General features: G+C 64.2%; 16 protein-coding genes. 4 read left to right on the forward strand and 12 right to left on the reverse strand.

Going from position 1 to position 13,402, the window contains the following annotated elements; all coding sequences use genetic code 11:
• Positions 1-74 precede the first annotated feature (74 nt).
• The 3 genes from AC1D08_RS12245 to AC1D08_RS12255 are packed head-to-tail and all read left to right on the forward strand — an operon-like array spanning position 75 to position 2,187.
• Positions 75-746: an amino acid ABC transporter permease gene (locus tag AC1D08_RS12245; RefSeq protein WP_457150578.1), complete on the forward strand. Its 672-nt coding sequence runs from the start codon at positions 75-77 to the stop codon at positions 744-746.
• Positions 743-1,417: an amino acid ABC transporter permease gene (locus tag AC1D08_RS12250; RefSeq protein WP_457150579.1), complete on the forward strand. Its 675-nt coding sequence runs from the start codon at positions 743-745 to the stop codon at positions 1,415-1,417. The genes AC1D08_RS12245 and AC1D08_RS12250 overlap by 4 nt, the downstream gene beginning before the upstream one ends.
• Positions 1,418-1,443: 26 nt before the next feature.
• Positions 1,444-2,187 carry an amino acid ABC transporter ATP-binding protein gene (locus AC1D08_RS12255; RefSeq protein WP_457150580.1) on the forward strand — a complete coding sequence of 248 codons (744 nt, stop codon included), beginning with the start codon at positions 1,444-1,446 and terminating at the stop codon, positions 2,185-2,187.
• 103 nt (positions 2,188-2,290) lie between these two features.
• On the opposite strand, the gene arsK is transcribed toward AC1D08_RS12255, so the two are convergent.
• The 11 genes from arsK to AC1D08_RS12310 all read right to left on the reverse strand — a co-directional run bounded on the left by arsK (position 2,291) and on the right by AC1D08_RS12310 (position 11,765).
• Positions 2,291-3,532: an arsenite efflux MFS transporter ArsK gene (gene arsK / locus AC1D08_RS12260; RefSeq protein ID WP_457150581.1), complete on the reverse strand. Its 1,242-nt coding sequence runs from the start codon at positions 3,530-3,532 to the stop codon at positions 2,291-2,293.
• Positions 3,525-4,949 carry an NAD(P)-binding domain-containing protein gene (locus AC1D08_RS12265; RefSeq protein WP_457150582.1) on the reverse strand — a complete coding sequence of 475 codons (1,425 nt, stop codon included), beginning with the start codon at positions 4,947-4,949 and terminating at the stop codon, positions 3,525-3,527. Before AC1D08_RS12265 ends, arsK begins: the two co-directional genes overlap by 8 nt.
• A gap of 44 nt (positions 4,950-4,993) precedes the next feature.
• Entirely contained in the window at positions 4,994-5,314 is a 321-nt protein-coding gene (locus AC1D08_RS12270; RefSeq protein WP_457150583.1) for an ArsR/SmtB family transcription factor, read from the reverse strand.
• A gap of 63 nt (positions 5,315-5,377) precedes the next feature.
• Positions 5,378-5,800: an arsenate reductase (glutaredoxin) gene (gene arsC, locus AC1D08_RS12275; protein ID WP_457150584.1), complete on the reverse strand. Its 423-nt coding sequence runs from the start codon at positions 5,798-5,800 to the stop codon at positions 5,378-5,380.
• Positions 5,797-6,486: an aquaporin gene (locus AC1D08_RS12280; RefSeq protein WP_457150588.1), complete on the reverse strand. Its 690-nt coding sequence runs from the start codon at positions 6,484-6,486 to the stop codon at positions 5,797-5,799. The genes arsC and AC1D08_RS12280 overlap by 4 nt, the downstream gene beginning before the upstream one ends.
• Positions 6,487-6,553: 67 nt before the next feature.
• Positions 6,554-6,886 carry an ArsR/SmtB family transcription factor gene (locus AC1D08_RS12285; RefSeq protein ID WP_095091162.1) on the reverse strand — a complete coding sequence of 111 codons (333 nt, stop codon included), beginning with the start codon at positions 6,884-6,886 and terminating at the stop codon, positions 6,554-6,556.
• A 116-nt stretch (positions 6,887-7,002) separates the two neighbouring features.
• Entirely contained in the window at positions 7,003-7,701 is a 699-nt protein-coding gene (locus AC1D08_RS12290) for an RES family NAD+ phosphorylase (protein WP_477423194.1), read from the reverse strand.
• Positions 7,695-8,123 (reverse strand): MbcA/ParS/Xre antitoxin family protein, encoded by a 429-nt coding sequence (locus tag AC1D08_RS12295; RefSeq protein WP_457155244.1) that lies wholly within the window; start codon positions 8,121-8,123, stop codon positions 7,695-7,697. The genes AC1D08_RS12290 and AC1D08_RS12295 overlap by 7 nt, the downstream gene beginning before the upstream one ends.
• A gap of 88 nt (positions 8,124-8,211) precedes the next feature.
• Positions 8,212-8,574 carry a hypothetical protein gene (locus AC1D08_RS12300; protein WP_477423196.1) on the reverse strand — a complete coding sequence of 121 codons (363 nt, stop codon included), beginning with the start codon at positions 8,572-8,574 and terminating at the stop codon, positions 8,212-8,214.
• 916 nt (positions 8,575-9,490) lie between these two features.
• Positions 9,491-10,924 (reverse strand): aldehyde dehydrogenase family protein, encoded by a 1,434-nt coding sequence (locus AC1D08_RS12305; protein ID WP_457155023.1) that lies wholly within the window; start codon positions 10,922-10,924, stop codon positions 9,491-9,493.
• A 373-nt stretch (positions 10,925-11,297) separates the two neighbouring features.
• Positions 11,298-11,765: a GNAT family N-acetyltransferase gene (locus tag AC1D08_RS12310; RefSeq protein ID WP_457153579.1), complete on the reverse strand. Its 468-nt coding sequence runs from the start codon at positions 11,763-11,765 to the stop codon at positions 11,298-11,300.
• A 286-nt stretch (positions 11,766-12,051) separates the two neighbouring features.
• Here AC1D08_RS12310 and AC1D08_RS12315 point away from each other — a divergent pair, with 286 nt between their 5' ends.
• Positions 12,052-12,642, forward strand: a complete 591-nt coding sequence (locus tag AC1D08_RS12315; protein WP_457153586.1) for a cation efflux transmembrane domain-containing protein — start codon at positions 12,052-12,054, stop codon at positions 12,640-12,642.
• Positions 12,643-12,654: 12 nt separating this feature from the next.
• On the opposite strand, the gene AC1D08_RS12320 is transcribed toward AC1D08_RS12315, so the two are convergent.
• Complete coding sequence (locus tag AC1D08_RS12320) at positions 12,655-13,395, reverse strand: SDR family oxidoreductase (RefSeq protein ID WP_457153580.1); 741 nt, start codon at positions 13,393-13,395, stop codon at positions 12,655-12,657.
• Between the last annotated feature and the right edge of the window lie 7 nt (positions 13,396-13,402).

Here is a 13,402-nt window from a genome sequence, read left to right on the forward strand (position 1 = left end):
GGTTTTGCGCGCGTCTTGAGCGCCGCGAAGCCGCCTGGCCTTTCGTTTCGCCCGCTTTGGGGAACCGCCCAGCGATGCTCGAGAATTTCAGCTTCCGCACCATCGTCGAGTACCTGCCCCTGTTCGGGCAGGGCCTGGTCACGACCGTGTGGCTGTCGGCGCTGTCCTTTCTCGGCGCGCTCGCCGTCGGCATCGTGCTGTGCGCCATGAACCTGCAGCGCGGCTGGCTGTTTCGTGCCCCGGCCAAGGCCTATATCGACGCCGTGCGCGCCACGCCTTTGCTGGCGCAGCTCTATTTCCTCTATTTCGGCCTGCCCCGGCTCGGCTTCGTCCTGCCCGAGCTGGTCGTCGGCATCCTCGCGCTATCGCTCAACAGCGGCGCCTATGTCGCTGAAATCATTCGTGCCGGCATATTGTCGATCCCTCGTGGCCAGGTCGAAGCCAGCGTCGCCTCGGGCATGACCTATGTCCAGCGCATGCGCCTGGTCATCCTGCCGCAAGCCTTCAAGGTGACGATCCCGCCGCTGCTCGGCCAGGCGATCGTGCTGGTCAAGGATTCCGCATTGCTGTCGCTGATCTCGGTCGCCGAGCTAACCCGCGCCGGCCAGTTGCTCGCCTCCGACCGCTTCATGCCGGCGGAAGGTTTCCTCACCATCGCCGCCTTCTACCTGCTGCTCTACTACTGCCTGAAGGGGCTGGCTGCTCTCTCCGGTCGCTGGCTCGGCACAGCGGGGGCGCGGACATGATCTGGCAACAGCTGCAAAGCCTCGCCGGCAGCTATCCGCTGGCGCTGCGCGGTCTCGGCATGACGGTGGTGCTGTCGCTGATCAGCCTGGTGCTCGGCACCTTGCTTGGCTTCGGTCTCGGCATCCTGCGCACCGGCGGCAACCGGCTGGTGGGCAGCCTCATCGGCGCCTGGGTCGACCTGATCCGCGGCACGCCGTTCCTGGTGCAGATCTTCCTGATCTTCTTCATCCTGCCGGAGCTCGGCATCGAGCTGGACGCCTTCACCGCCGGCATTATCGCGCTGACCAACCTTGCCGCCTGCTTCATCTGCGAGATCGTCGCCGCGGGCATTCGCTCGGTGCCGACCGGCCAGGTCGAGGCAGCGCTGGCATCCGGCCTGTCGCGCTGGCAGCGCATGCGCCAGGTGGTGCTGCCGCAGGCGATGCGCATCGTGCTGCCGCCGCTGGTCGGGCAGTATGTGCTGCTGATCAAGGACTCTTCGGTCGTCTCGGCGATTGGACTGACCGACCTCACCCGCGTCGGCTGGCTGGTGGTGCAGCGTGTGCCCAACGGCCTGCTGGTCTTCTTCCTCGTCGGCGTCGGTTATTTCATCGTCTGCTATCCCCTGATCATGCTCGCCCGCCGGCTCGAACACCGCATGGGCGCGGCGCATGGCGAGGTGCAGCTGTGACAGCGAACCCCAAAGGTCCGGCAAATATGACCAAAACCGGTATGATCGACTTTCGCGGCGTCAACAAATGGTTCGGCGCGCTCAACGTGCTCAAGGACATCACGCTCAGCGTCGAGCCGCGCGAGGTGGTCGTTGTCTGCGGCCCGAGCGGCTCGGGCAAGAGCACGCTGATCCGCTGCGTCAACGGCCTGGAGGCGATCAAGGACGGCGATCTCGTCGTCGACGGCCAGCGCCTCGGCGACCCCACCACCAACATGACGCAGCTGCGCACCGAGATCGGCTTCGTCTTCCAGTCGTTCAACCTCTATCCGCACAAGACGGCGCTCGAAAACGTCACGCTGGCACCCATCCATGTCCGCAGGATCCCGCGCACCGAGGCCGAAAAGGCCGGGCGCGAATTGCTGGCCAAGGTCGGGCTGGCCGACAAGGTCAACGCCTATCCGGCGCAGCTCTCCGGTGGCCAGCAGCAACGCGTGGCGATCGCGCGCTGCCTCGGCATGCGGCCAAAGATCATGCTGTTCGACGAACCGACCTCGGCGCTCGACCCCGAGATGATTTCGGAAGTGCTCGACGTCATGGTGGCGGTCGCCGAGGAAGGCATGACCATGATGGTGGTGACGCACGAAATGGGCTTTGCCCGCAAGGTCGCCCAGCGCGTGGTGTTCATGGATGCCGGCGCCATTGTCGAGAGCGGGACGCCCGACGAATTCTTCTCGCACCCCAAGACCGACCGCAGCCGCGCTTTCCTGAGCAAGATTTTGCGGCATTGAGGCAAGAGCATGATCCCGAAAAGTGGGATCCGGTTTTCGGAAAAGATCATGCTCAAACACAGAGATAGAGTTCTATCCCGATACCATCGGGATGGAACAGGCTCTAGCTCGCCTCTTCCGGACTGCCGCCAATCGCAAACGCAACCCGGCCGGCGCGCCGTCTCAGTAGCGCGATGGCGAGGAAGGCGATGACGCCGCTCGCGGCGACGACCACCAGCACCCACAGCGAATTGGCGACGGATGTCCGCGCCATCATGAAGGCCAGCGCGAACGGCGCGAAGGCCGAGGTGAACTGGCGGGCGGCACTCGCCCATCCCAGCCGCGCGCCATAGCCTTGGCGGCCGAAGAGCTCGAGCGGCAAGGTGCCGCCGACGATGCTGGTGAGACCGGAGCCGAGGCCGAACAGCAGCACGAACAGGAAAGCGCCAGGCAGCCATGGCGTGGTCAACAGCAGCGTGCACAGCCCGGCCGTGAGCAGCGACGCGGCAATGACGGCGAGATGCGTTTGTTGAAGCCGCCCGCCAAACAGCATGTTGATCAACCGGCTGGCGACCTGCGCCGGCCCGAACAGGGTCGAAACGAAGAGGCCGGCCGTGCCGAGCCCAAGTGCCGCCGTCAGCGGCACCATGTGGATGAGGATCGCCGACAGCACGAAGCCCTCGGAGGCGAAGCCCGCCAGCATCAGCAGGAACACGGCCTGCCCGCGTCGCGGATCGAGTGCCGCGCCCGCTTCATGGGCTGGCCCGCGCTCTTGCGGCGCGGCCGTCGCGTGACGGCGCGACAGGCGCATCAGCCAGGCGTGGATCGGCAGGCAGAGTCCGAGATTGAGCGCCGCGAACAGCAGATAGACCTCGCGCCATGTCAAATGCGCATGCAGCGCCGAGGTCAGCGGCCAGAACAGGGTCGAGGCGAACCCTGCGATGAGCGTCAGGTGAGTGATGCTGCGTTGCGGCCGGGGAACCCCGATCTGCACGATCGCCACGAAGGCGGCGCTGTAGAGGACGAAACTGGAGGCCAGCTCCATCGCCAGCAAGGCCAGAACAAAGGTCACGCGTCCGGGCGAGACGGCGCACAGCGCCAGCGCGACGGCTGCCGCGACCGAGCCTATGGTCATGATGCGCCCCGCGCCGAAGCGGTCGGCCCAGCGCCCGGCCGTGGGCGCGAAGAGGCTGCCGGCAAACAGCGAGGCGGAGAGCGCGCCGAACACCCACCCTTCCGTGAGACCGAACTCCCTGGCCATCGCCGGCGCCAGGATCGAAAAGCTGTAATAGAGCGTGCCGTAGCCGATGATCTGCGTCAGCCCGAGCGCCCATATCGCCTTGCGCAGGACAGACCGGTCAGGCATCGACGCCCACGGCTTCCGTCGCCTTGGCGCCAACCGATGAGCCCGTTGCGCAGCCGCAGCCCGACGCACCCTTTGCCTTGGCGTCCGCATCCTCGAGGCAGCAGGCATCGACATTGGCGGGCGCGGGCCCGCCGCAACAATCAGCACTGTCCGATCCCGTCACGACATCGGCGCTGCACACGCCGGTCTCCGGCAGCACCAGCCGCACCTCGCGCGCCGCGACGTGGTCTCCGGCAAGGTCGGCGACGACCGAGCGGACCTGCTCGTAGCCGGTCGCCATCAGGAAGGTCGGGGCGCGGCCGTAGGATTTCGAGCCGACGATGGTGAAGCCGGGTTCGGGATGGGCAAGTTCCCGGATGCCATGCGCGGGAACCGTGCCGCACGAGTGGAAATTCGGATCGATCAGCGGCGCCAGCGCCGGCGGTGCTTCGACGGCGGGATCGAGCGCGAGGCGGATTTCGCCGAGGAACGACAGGTCGGGCCTGAAGCCCGTGGTGACGACGATGCGATCTACGGAAAGGCTGAATGGCTTGCCGGCCAGGCTGGCGTCGACGGCAAGCCCCTCGCCTTGCATCTCGATGCGGTTGACGGCGAAAGCCGCCAGCATGTTCAGCCTTCCATCCGCCATCGCCTGCTTGGCGGCGAGGCCGAGCGCGCCACGTTCGGGCAATTGGTCGTTCAGCCCGCCGCCAAGCAGCCGGTCGACGCTGGCGTGCCGCAGCGCCCAGAAAATCTCGGTACCAGGCGCTGCGTCCTGCAACTCCATGAGCGCCAGGGCGACGTTGATCGCCGAATGCCCGCCGCCGATGACGAGGACACGCTTGCCCGCATAGCTCTCCCTGGCCTTGCCGACCACGTCGGGAATGCCATAGGCAATGCGCTCGCAGGCCGCGGCTTCGCCGGCAACCGGCAGCCCGTCGACGCCGATGGGGTTTGGCCGCGACCATGTTCCGGACGCATCGATGACGGCGCGCGCGAGAACGCGGTGCTCGCCGCCCGCATCGCGGTAGCGGATGACGAAGGGAGCGTCCTTGCGACCCTCATTGGCGACCTTGTCATGTCCCTGGCGGGTGATCGCGGTGACCTCGGCGCCGAGCTTCAGATTGGCGGCGATGCCGGCAACTGCGGCAAGCGGCGCCAGATAATCGCGCACGATCTCGCCGCCGGTCGGCAGGCCTCGCATGTCCGGCGCCGTCCAGCCGGAGCGGTCGAGCAGCGCCCGCGCCGCCGCGTCGATATTGTATTGCCATGGCGAGAACACCCGCACATGTGCCCATTCGAGCAGTGCAGCGCCAACGCTTTCACCGCGCTCGAGGATCAGCGGGCGGATGCCGCGTTCGACAAGATGCGCGGCGGCGGCGAGGCCGACCGGGCCTGCGCCGATCACCGCGACGGGAAGGTTTGCCATCATGTCCATATGTTCGATCCTTCCGGTATCTTCGAATTACACAGCGAAAAAAATCAGGCCAGCGCTTTGACGACGGCAGGCGCGCAGGCCGCATCCGCGCAGCACTCGTCGGCGAGATAGCCGATCAGAGCGTTCATGCCGGGATAGTTGGCGCGGCAGATCAGTGTCGTCGCTTGCCGCTCCTGCGTCACAAGGCCCGTGTCGACCAGCCGCTTGAGATGATGCGACAGCGTCGAGGACGGAATATCGAGCTTGCCCTGGACGCTGCCGACGGCAAGCCCGTCGTCACCGGCGCGCACCAGTATGCGGTAAAGCTGAAGCCGCGTCGGATTGCCGAGCGCTTCGAGCTGGGCGGCTGCTTTTTCGAGTTTCATGGAAATAAGTTACGCGACACCTGTCGAGTCGTCAACCTAATTTCGAAAAATATGGAAATACCGTCAGCCGACCCGCTTGCCCGAAGCGTCGGTGACCACCTCGCCATCCTCCTTGGTGAACGCACCGATGTCCGGGTTGGGCAGGATGTCCAGCACCTTTTCCGACGGCCGGGCCAGCACCACGCCGAGCGGGCTGACCACGATCGGCCGGTTGATCAGGATCGGGTGCGCCAGCATGAAATCGAGGATCTCGTCGTCGGACCATTTCGGGTCGGCGAGGCCGAGTTCGGCGTAGGGCGTGCCCTTCTCGCGCAGCAGTTCGCGCGGTGTCATGCCCATGGAAGCGATCAACTCGACCAGCTTTTGCCGTGACGGCGGCGTCTTCAGATACTCGATCACCTCCGGTTCCTCGCCCGACTGCCGGATGATGGCCAGCGTGTTGCGCGAGGTGCCGCAATCGGGATTGTGATAGATGGTGATGGTCATTTCGCGGCCTGCATCTGTCTGGTTGGTTTCGGTTCGGCAAGCAGCCAGCCCGCCAGGGCCATGGCCAGCAGCGCGCCCAGCAATTCGGCTGATATGAAACCCGGCAGGTCGACCGGGCGGATGCCGGAAAACGTGTCCGACAAGGCACGGGCGATGGCGACGGCCGGATTGGCGAATGAGGTCGAGGCCGTGAACCAGTAGGCGGCTGTTATGTAAAGCCCGACCAGCCAGGGGATCGCATCGGAACGAAAGCGCAGGCCTGCCAGGATGGTGAAGACGAGGCCGAAGGCGGCGACTGCCTCGGCGAGCCATTGCCCGGCTCCGGTCCGCACCGTCACCGAGGCCTGCAGGATCGGCAGTTCGAACATGGCGTGCGCCAGGAACGTCCCGGCGATGCCGCCGACGATTTGGGCGACGACATAGGCGATCGCCGCCCTCGCGTCGATTTCGCGGCGGAGCGCGAACACCAGGGTGACGGCCGGATTGAAATGCGCGCCTGAAACCGGCCCGAGTATCGTGATCAGCACGACAAGGATCGCTCCCGTCGGCAGCGTGTTGCCGAGCAGCGAAATGGCTATGTCGTTCGTCAGCCGGGATGCCATGATGCCGGAACCGACCACGGTCGCGACCAGCAACGCGGTTCCCAGCGCTTCGGCAACGCAGCGGCGTGGCAGGTCGTTCGCCACGGCGCTCAGCTGGCCTTCGGCAGGGTGCGGGCGATCACGTACAGCCACTTCGCTCATCGGCGTGCTCCTAGCAGTCACAGGTCACGGCATTGATGACGGGACGGCAGAGTTCCGGCGCGCCGTTGCAGCAATCTTCCATCAGATAGGCCAGCAGGTCCCGAAACCCGGTCATGTCGGCGACGTAGCGCACGATCCGGCCATCGCGTTGGGGGTGGATCAGCCCGGCATGGGCGAGCACCTTCAGATGCGCCGACATGGTGTTCTGGACCGTATCCAGCCTTGTGGCGATCTCGCCCGCCGGAATGCCTTCCGGACCGGCGCGGACGAGCAGCCGGAAAACATCCAGCCGCGTCTCCTGGCCAAGGGCCGCCAGCGCGTTCAACGTGCCTTTTTTATCCATATATCCGAATCCTTGGATTTATGGATATCGACTCTCCCGCGACCTGTAAAGCGGGATTCCGGACGGTTGCAACCAAGTGGGTCTTCACCGCGGATGCAATCCGCTCTCGCCAGCCATCAGGTGACGGCCAGCACCTTGCCCGTATCGTGCTCGCGCACGAAATCCACGCGGGCGCCGTCCCAGTGATAGCTGTAATGCCGGCCCTGGACCGGAATGGTGATGGCGTCCGGCCAGAAGATGCCGATGCAGCCGCCGCCCGGCATTCGCACGCTGTTCCACACCAGCCCGTCGCTGCCGGTCGCCCGCAGCGCCCGCCCCTCCACTTGCGAGGCGGTGTAGTCGCCGGGATCGAGCACGCCGGGCACCGCGTTCACCTCGTCGAGGTCGCGGTCGACGCTGCCGATCAGCACGCGGGAATCCGCCGTCCAGCCCGGATCCTCGTTGGTGGCGCGCATGAATTTCTGGTGGTGGTGAATGGTCTCGGCGAGCGCCACCTCTTCGCTGTCGCCGGCATAGTAGATCCCATAGCTGCCATCCGAGAACCGACCGGGCCGCAGGGTCGAACAATGCACGAAGGGCGCCATCACGAAGCTGGCGCCAGGGCCGGAGACCCGCCTTGTGGCCGCCACCTTGCCAAGGTCGCCGATCTCGAGCCTGATGCGCGGGTTGGTCTTCGCCTCGACCGCGGCCAGCGCCTCCCAGTCGCGCGGGTCGGCAATGTCCTCGAAGAGGTCGATGGGCGGATGGATGGAGCGGATGATGCGGAAGCTCTGGTGCCAGTGGACGCGGCGCCGAACCGCAAGCCCACTCACCATGCACCACGCTCCGCATCGAGCCATTCGCGCATCGCGGCAAGGTCGGAGATTTCGCCGCGCAGCATCAGGTCGAGCGCCGACTTGCCGCCGAAAGTGGCATTGGGCTTGCGGATCCAGGCATAGCCGCGCGCCGGCTCCGTAAAGAGATAGCGCAGGCCTTTGTGGATGCCCATCAGATGCGCCATGCGGGTGCGCAGGTCGCGGTCGATCCTGCCTATGCCGCCCTCCTTCCAGCGTGCCCCAGTCTTCCAACGTGCCCATGTGCGCGCCGACATGCCGCCGAGCAGGATGCAGGCCTCCAGGTCGGTGAGGTTCCAGGCCTTGAACAGGTTGACGGTGGTGCGCGCCAGCGCGCCCGCCTCTTCATCCGAAATGGCGCTTCCAACCGCGGCCGGCGTGGTGACTATGGGCTGAAGCTGCATTTTGCGTCCTCACTATTGGCAGATATATAGCATGAATTTGCCAATCGGCAAGAAACAGACCCGATGGTGGATCAGACGCCGCGCGCAATCAGCTTTTTGGAACAGTCGAGACGCGAGCCAGCATTTCACACCGCTCCAATGCATAATTCCAAGCGGAGAAAGGCGGATCAACCCGCAGCCCCGGCGGTGTCTTTATGAACGGATCCGAGCCAAACAAACTGTATTTCTCAAACAGCTCTTCGGCAGTCGCTCCGGGTTTGAAAGCATCTTCCAGTTCGCTGTCGACGATGGCGCGGCACCGCTCCACAGCCTCATCGTAGGTTGGAAATTTTCCGTCGAGGTAACGGTGGCTCTCATCGCGATAATGAAAATGATCGTCGACAAAAACCTGGTAGTGGCTCTCGTCGGTCTCTTGTCCTTCCAGCTTCGGCTGGGAGCTCCCCATACTCAAGGCTCGAATCCTCCGCTGCCGGCAATACAGCCTATCACCAGTCACTTTCCGCGAGCAACGAAGCCATGTCGCCGATGGTGTTTCAGTTTGAAATCTAGACGTAATCCCATAAACGCACGCGTCGAAGTTCGCAGGTCAGCGCACTTTTAGTATACTGCCATCTTTGTAGATTAGCGAGGCTTGACGATTGGCTGCCATGTGAGTGCGTGCGAACTTGCGACAGCGCTCATCCGTGTTTATTTGGCGTTCGACCCAACGTCGCCAGTCAGGATATGACAAGGCAATGCGCTCCGCTTCGAGGAGGCTTACGCCGTGCCTAGAGCGAAGCTCTTTGATGTGAATTATCCAACGATCTCGATCTGCCATGGACGATCTTACTGTTTCTTGTAGGGACCGCGTTTGCCCGGCTTCGGCGCAACGGCGTCCATCTTCTCGCAAAGATCGTCCATGTCGATCCCTCCCATGCTTTGCTCTAAGCTTATAGGAGAGTTCGACAGGAAACGGGTGGCGGCACTAATGCCAAACGGCCAGACTCCCGACATACCACGGGAGAATTACCGATGTTTGGAATGTTGTCGTTCCATGAAATTGCAGCAAGACGCGGTGACGGTCTTCGCCCAGAGTTTTTCAGGTTACTTCCTCAACAGTCCCTTCGTGAAGTCCTGACACTCATCCAAGGTGGGCTAGCTGAAACCAATCAATCGTCACCTTCCGATACGGGCCGCGAACGGTCGGTTTCTCAGCTTCTTTCGCCTCGACAAGCGCAACGAAGTCGCTGACCTTCCAAGCTTGCTGGTAACGCGGGCGGCCATTGCCGGGGTCATGCGCAGCGAAGCATGCGCGGCCAACTGTGCGGACCGCGCCCCTGAATTGCAGGGCGGGCCGGCATTGCCGCCGGCCCGGAACTGCGTCGTGCCTATTCCGCCGCCTCGTAGCCGGCGATGCCCTTGATCTCGAGGAAATCCTCAAGACCGTATTCGGCATATTCGCGGCCGTTGCCCGACTGCTTGTAGCCGCCGAACGGCAGGCCGGCGTCCCAGGTCGGATAGTTGATGTAGACATTGCCTGTGCGCATGCGCGCCGCCACTTCGCGCGCTTTCTGCATGTCCTTGGCCTGGATGTAGGAGGCAAGGCCGTAGACCGTATCGTTGGCGGTTTCGATCACCTCCTCGACGCTGTCATAGGGCATGATCGCCAGCACCGGTCCGAAGACCTCCTCGCGCGCGATCCGCATGTCGTGGGTGACATCGGCGAACACGGTCGGCTGGACGTAGTAGCCGCGGTTGAGTTCGGCCGGACGGCCCGGGCCGCCGGCGACCAGCGTGGCACCTTCTTCGATGCCGCTCTGGATCAGCTCCTGGATCTTGTCGAACTGGACCTGGCTGACGACCGGGCCGAGCTTGGTGCCGGCCGCATCCGCCGGGCCGACTGTGAACTTTTCCGCCGCGGCCTTGGCATAGCCGGCGGCCTCGTCATGGCGGTCGCGCGGCACGAACATGCGCGTCGGCGCATTGCAGGACTGGCCGCTGTTGCCGAAGCAGCCGGCGACGCCCTTGGTGACGGCCTTCGCGAGGTCGACATCGCCAAACAGGATGTTGGCCGACTTGCCGCCGAGCTCCTGATGCACGCGCTTGACCGTATCGGCGGCGGCCTTGGCCACCAGGATGCCGGCGCGGGTCGAACCGGTGAACGACATCATGTCGATGTCGGGGTGGCTGGACAGCGCCTGGCCAACGCCCGGTCCGTCGCCATTGACGAGGTTGAAGACGCCCTTCGGCACGCCGGCCTCGTCCAGGATTTCGGCGAAGATGATGCCGTCGAGCGGCGCGATCTCGGACGGCTTCAGCACCATGGTGCAGCCGGCGGCAAGGGCGGGACCGACCTTGCAGGTGATCTGGTTGAGCGGCCAGTTCCACGGCGTGATCAGGCCGACGACGCCGATCGGCTCCTTGACCACCAGCGAGCTGCCCTTGACATGGCGGAACTCGAAGCTCTTCAGCACGTCGGCCATCTTCTGCAGATGCGCGAGGCCGACGCCGACCTGGCTGTCGAGCGCGAACTGGCGCGGCGCACCCATTTCGCGCGATACGGCGAGCGCCAGATCGGCGCTGCGTTTCTTGTAGACCTCGATGATGCGGTTCAAGAGTTCGAGCCGCTCGCCGACTTCGGTGAAGCCAAAGGTGGTGAAGGCGCGCTTGGCGGCGGCCACCGCCTTGTCGACATCGGCCTTGGAGCCGAGCGAGATCTGCGCGAAGGCATCCTCATTCGACGGATCGATGACGTCGAATGTGTTGGGCACAACAGGATCGACCCACGCGCCATCGATATAGAACTGCAGATTGTGTGACATGGTTTTCTCCTTGGGGTGCGCCGCATGGCTTTGCCGGCCGTCATATGTGGCTGGAGATAACGATGCACAAACGCCGCTGTCAAACGCAAGAGCCAAGTGATTGAGCCAGCCGTGTGCAATATGCCAGTTACGCTTTAGCGGAAGCGGTGAAGAACCGCCGTCGAGTTCCTTCGCGCCCCCCTCTGTCCTGCCGGACATCTCCCCCACAAGGAGGGAGATTGGCAGCTTGGGCGCCGGCGCTCTTCCTGCGACATCCGCGATTAGCAAAGGCCGTGTGGTGGCGGCCGATCTCCCCCCTTGAGGGGGAGATGTCCGGCAGGACAGAGGGGACGCCACAGGGCGCTACCTTTGAGCCGTGTACTGGCCACCCACATCAGCCTGCCAGTTTCTTGCTCATATAGACCGTCACCCCGTTCATGAACGGCTCCTCCCGGTCGATTGTGTAGCCATGCTTTTTGTAGAGCGACACGTTGGCCTCGAAGGCGCCGTTGGTCAGCAGGCGAAGCGCGGGGCGGCCGGCTTCAGTCGCCCTCCGCTCGGCATGCTCCAGCAAAAGCCGGCCGATGCCCCTGCCCTGCGCCCGCGGTGCGACGCAGACATTCTCGATCCAGAGATGGTCGTCGGCCAGGATCGTTTCGATCATCCCGACAATGCCGTCCTCCTCGACGGCAAGATCGAACGGATGCTCGGCGACGGCCTTGTCGTAATCGGCGCGCATCGGCAGCGGCTCGCGGCCGATCACCGGCACCCATTTGGCATAGGCGGCGCGCACGATATCCCTGATCGCGGTGGCGTCCGCCGGCTCGGCCGGCCGAAGCCGGATGGAAGAATTGATGGTCATGAAAATGCTCCAGGGCATGAAAAAACCCGCCGGCGGATGTCGCGGGCGGGCTGGAAACGAACGAACCGGATCTATCGTGCCGGTCTTTGTCGTCGCGCAATCAGCTTGCCGCTCCGCACTGTGCAGGGGCGGCGTCGCTTGGTGTTGGCGGGCGCAAAGACGAACATGGGGGTCAAGCTGGAGCAGGAAGCGCGCCGCTGTCAAGACGGCCGCTCAATCGGCAATGTCTCACGTCATGGAATCCCTGTATGCCTTGCGGCAACGGCAATTGATCGATGGACAAGGGATGACGGGGACGCTGAGCAAAGCGGTGCGGATGGTCGCCATCCTGAACCTTGGCTATTTCGGCATCGAGTTTGCCGTGGCCGTTTGGATCAGATCGGTATCGCTGTTCGCGGACAGCATCGATTTTCTGGAGGACGCATCCGTCAACCTGCTGATCATGGTCGCGCTGGGCTGGACTATCCGCAATCGAGCGCGGCTCGGGATGGCGCTGGCGGGCGTACTTCTGATCCCGGCTTTGGCGACCCTTTGGACCGCTTGGGAGAAATTCAACGTTCCAATCCCGCCAGCGCCCGTTCCGCTGACGCTTACCGCGGCCGGCGCGATCCTCGTCAACCTGACATGCGCGCTCTTGCTCGCTCGCTATCGCCATCACAGCGGCAGTCTTACCCATGCGGCCTTCCTGTCGGCCCGCAACGATGTCCTGGCGAATGTCTCGATCATTGCTGCCGGCCTGGTCACGGCCTTCGTGTGGAACTCAGCCTGGCCAGATATCATCGTTGGCCTCGCAATCGCAGTCATGAATGCGGACGCCGCCCGCGAGGTCTTCACGGCTGCAAGACGCGAGTTCGCGCAAAGCCATATTTCAAGCTGAGGCACTGCGCCTTCAATACTCCTGCGCCGTCGGCCGGAACAGGATCTCGTTGATGTCGACCTCGTCCGGCTGGCTCATGGCGAACACCACTGTCCTGGCGAAGGAATCGGCAGGGATGGCCACCCGGTCGTAGAGTGCGCGCACGCCTTCGGCGACATCGGGTTCGGTGACGCTGTCGGGCAATTCGGTCGCCACGGCACCCGGCGAGATGATGGTGGTGCGGATGTTGTAGGGTTTTACCTCCTGCCGCAGGCCCTCCGAGATGATGCGCACCGCGTGCTTGGTCGCGGAATAGACAGCGCCGCCCGGCCCCACCTTGTGGCCGGCGACCGACGAGACGTTGATGATATGGCCGCTCTTCTGCGTCTTCATGTGGGGGAGCGCCGCGGCTATGCCGTAGAGCACGCCCTTGATGTTGACGTCGATCATCCGGTCCCAGTCCTCGACCTTGCCGCGTTCCAGCGGCGAGTGCGGCATCAGGCCGGCATTGTTGACGATGACGTCGACGCGGCCATGAGTTTCGACCGCATGGTCGACAAGCCGCCGGACCTGGCCGACATCGGTGACGTCGGTCGCCAGGATGGCGTCTTTGCCCAGCAACAGCCCTGCCGCCAGCGCCTCGAGCCGGTCGAGGCGTCGTGCGCCCAGCACCAGCTTTGCGCCCTCCTTGGCCAGAAGCCGCGCGGCGGCCTCACCGAGCCCGCTGCTGGCGCCGGTGATGACTACCACCTTGCCCTTGATGTTCTCTGTCATGGGATTT

It is taken from the genome of Mesorhizobium sp. P2_E6 (assembly GCF_056403835.1).

Bases quoted from the DNA above. Each gene is read 5' to 3' on its own strand.
- AC1D08_RS12245 (WP_457150578.1), top strand. From the start codon at position 75: ATGCTCGAGAATTTCAGCTTCCGCACCATCGTCGAGTACCTGCCCCTG.
- AC1D08_RS12250 (WP_457150579.1), top strand. From the start codon at position 743: ATGATCTGGCAACAGCTGCAAAGCCTCGCCGGCAGCTATCCGCTGGCG.
- AC1D08_RS12255 (WP_457150580.1), top strand. From the start codon at position 1,444: ATGACCAAAACCGGTATGATCGACTTTCGCGGCGTCAACAAATGGTTC.
- arsK (WP_457150581.1), bottom strand. From the start codon at position 3,532: ATGCCTGACCGGTCTGTCCTGCGCAAGGCGATATGGGCGCTCGGGCTG.
- AC1D08_RS12265 (WP_457150582.1), bottom strand. From the start codon at position 4,949: ATGGACATGATGGCAAACCTTCCCGTCGCGGTGATCGGCGCAGGCCCG.
- AC1D08_RS12270 (WP_457150583.1), bottom strand. From the start codon at position 5,314: ATGAAACTCGAAAAAGCAGCCGCCCAGCTCGAAGCGCTCGGCAATCCG.
- arsC (WP_457150584.1), bottom strand. From the start codon at position 5,800: ATGACCATCACCATCTATCACAATCCCGATTGCGGCACCTCGCGCAAC.
- AC1D08_RS12285 (WP_095091162.1), bottom strand. From the start codon at position 6,886: ATGGATAAAAAAGGCACGTTGAACGCGCTGGCGGCCCTTGGCCAGGAG.
- AC1D08_RS12290 (WP_477423194.1), bottom strand. From the start codon at position 7,701: ATGGTGAGTGGGCTTGCGGTTCGGCGCCGCGTCCACTGGCACCAGAGC.
- AC1D08_RS12295 (WP_457155244.1), bottom strand. From the start codon at position 8,123: ATGCAGCTTCAGCCCATAGTCACCACGCCGGCCGCGGTTGGAAGCGCC.
- AC1D08_RS12305 (WP_457155023.1), bottom strand. From the start codon at position 10,924: ATGTCACACAATCTGCAGTTCTATATCGATGGCGCGTGGGTCGATCCT.
- AC1D08_RS12310 (WP_457153579.1), bottom strand. From the start codon at position 11,765: ATGACCATCAATTCTTCCATCCGGCTTCGGCCGGCCGAGCCGGCGGAC.
- AC1D08_RS12315 (WP_457153586.1), top strand. From the start codon at position 12,052: ATGACGGGGACGCTGAGCAAAGCGGTGCGGATGGTCGCCATCCTGAAC.
- AC1D08_RS12320 (WP_457153580.1), bottom strand. From the start codon at position 13,395: ATGACAGAGAACATCAAGGGCAAGGTGGTAGTCATCACCGGCGCCAGC.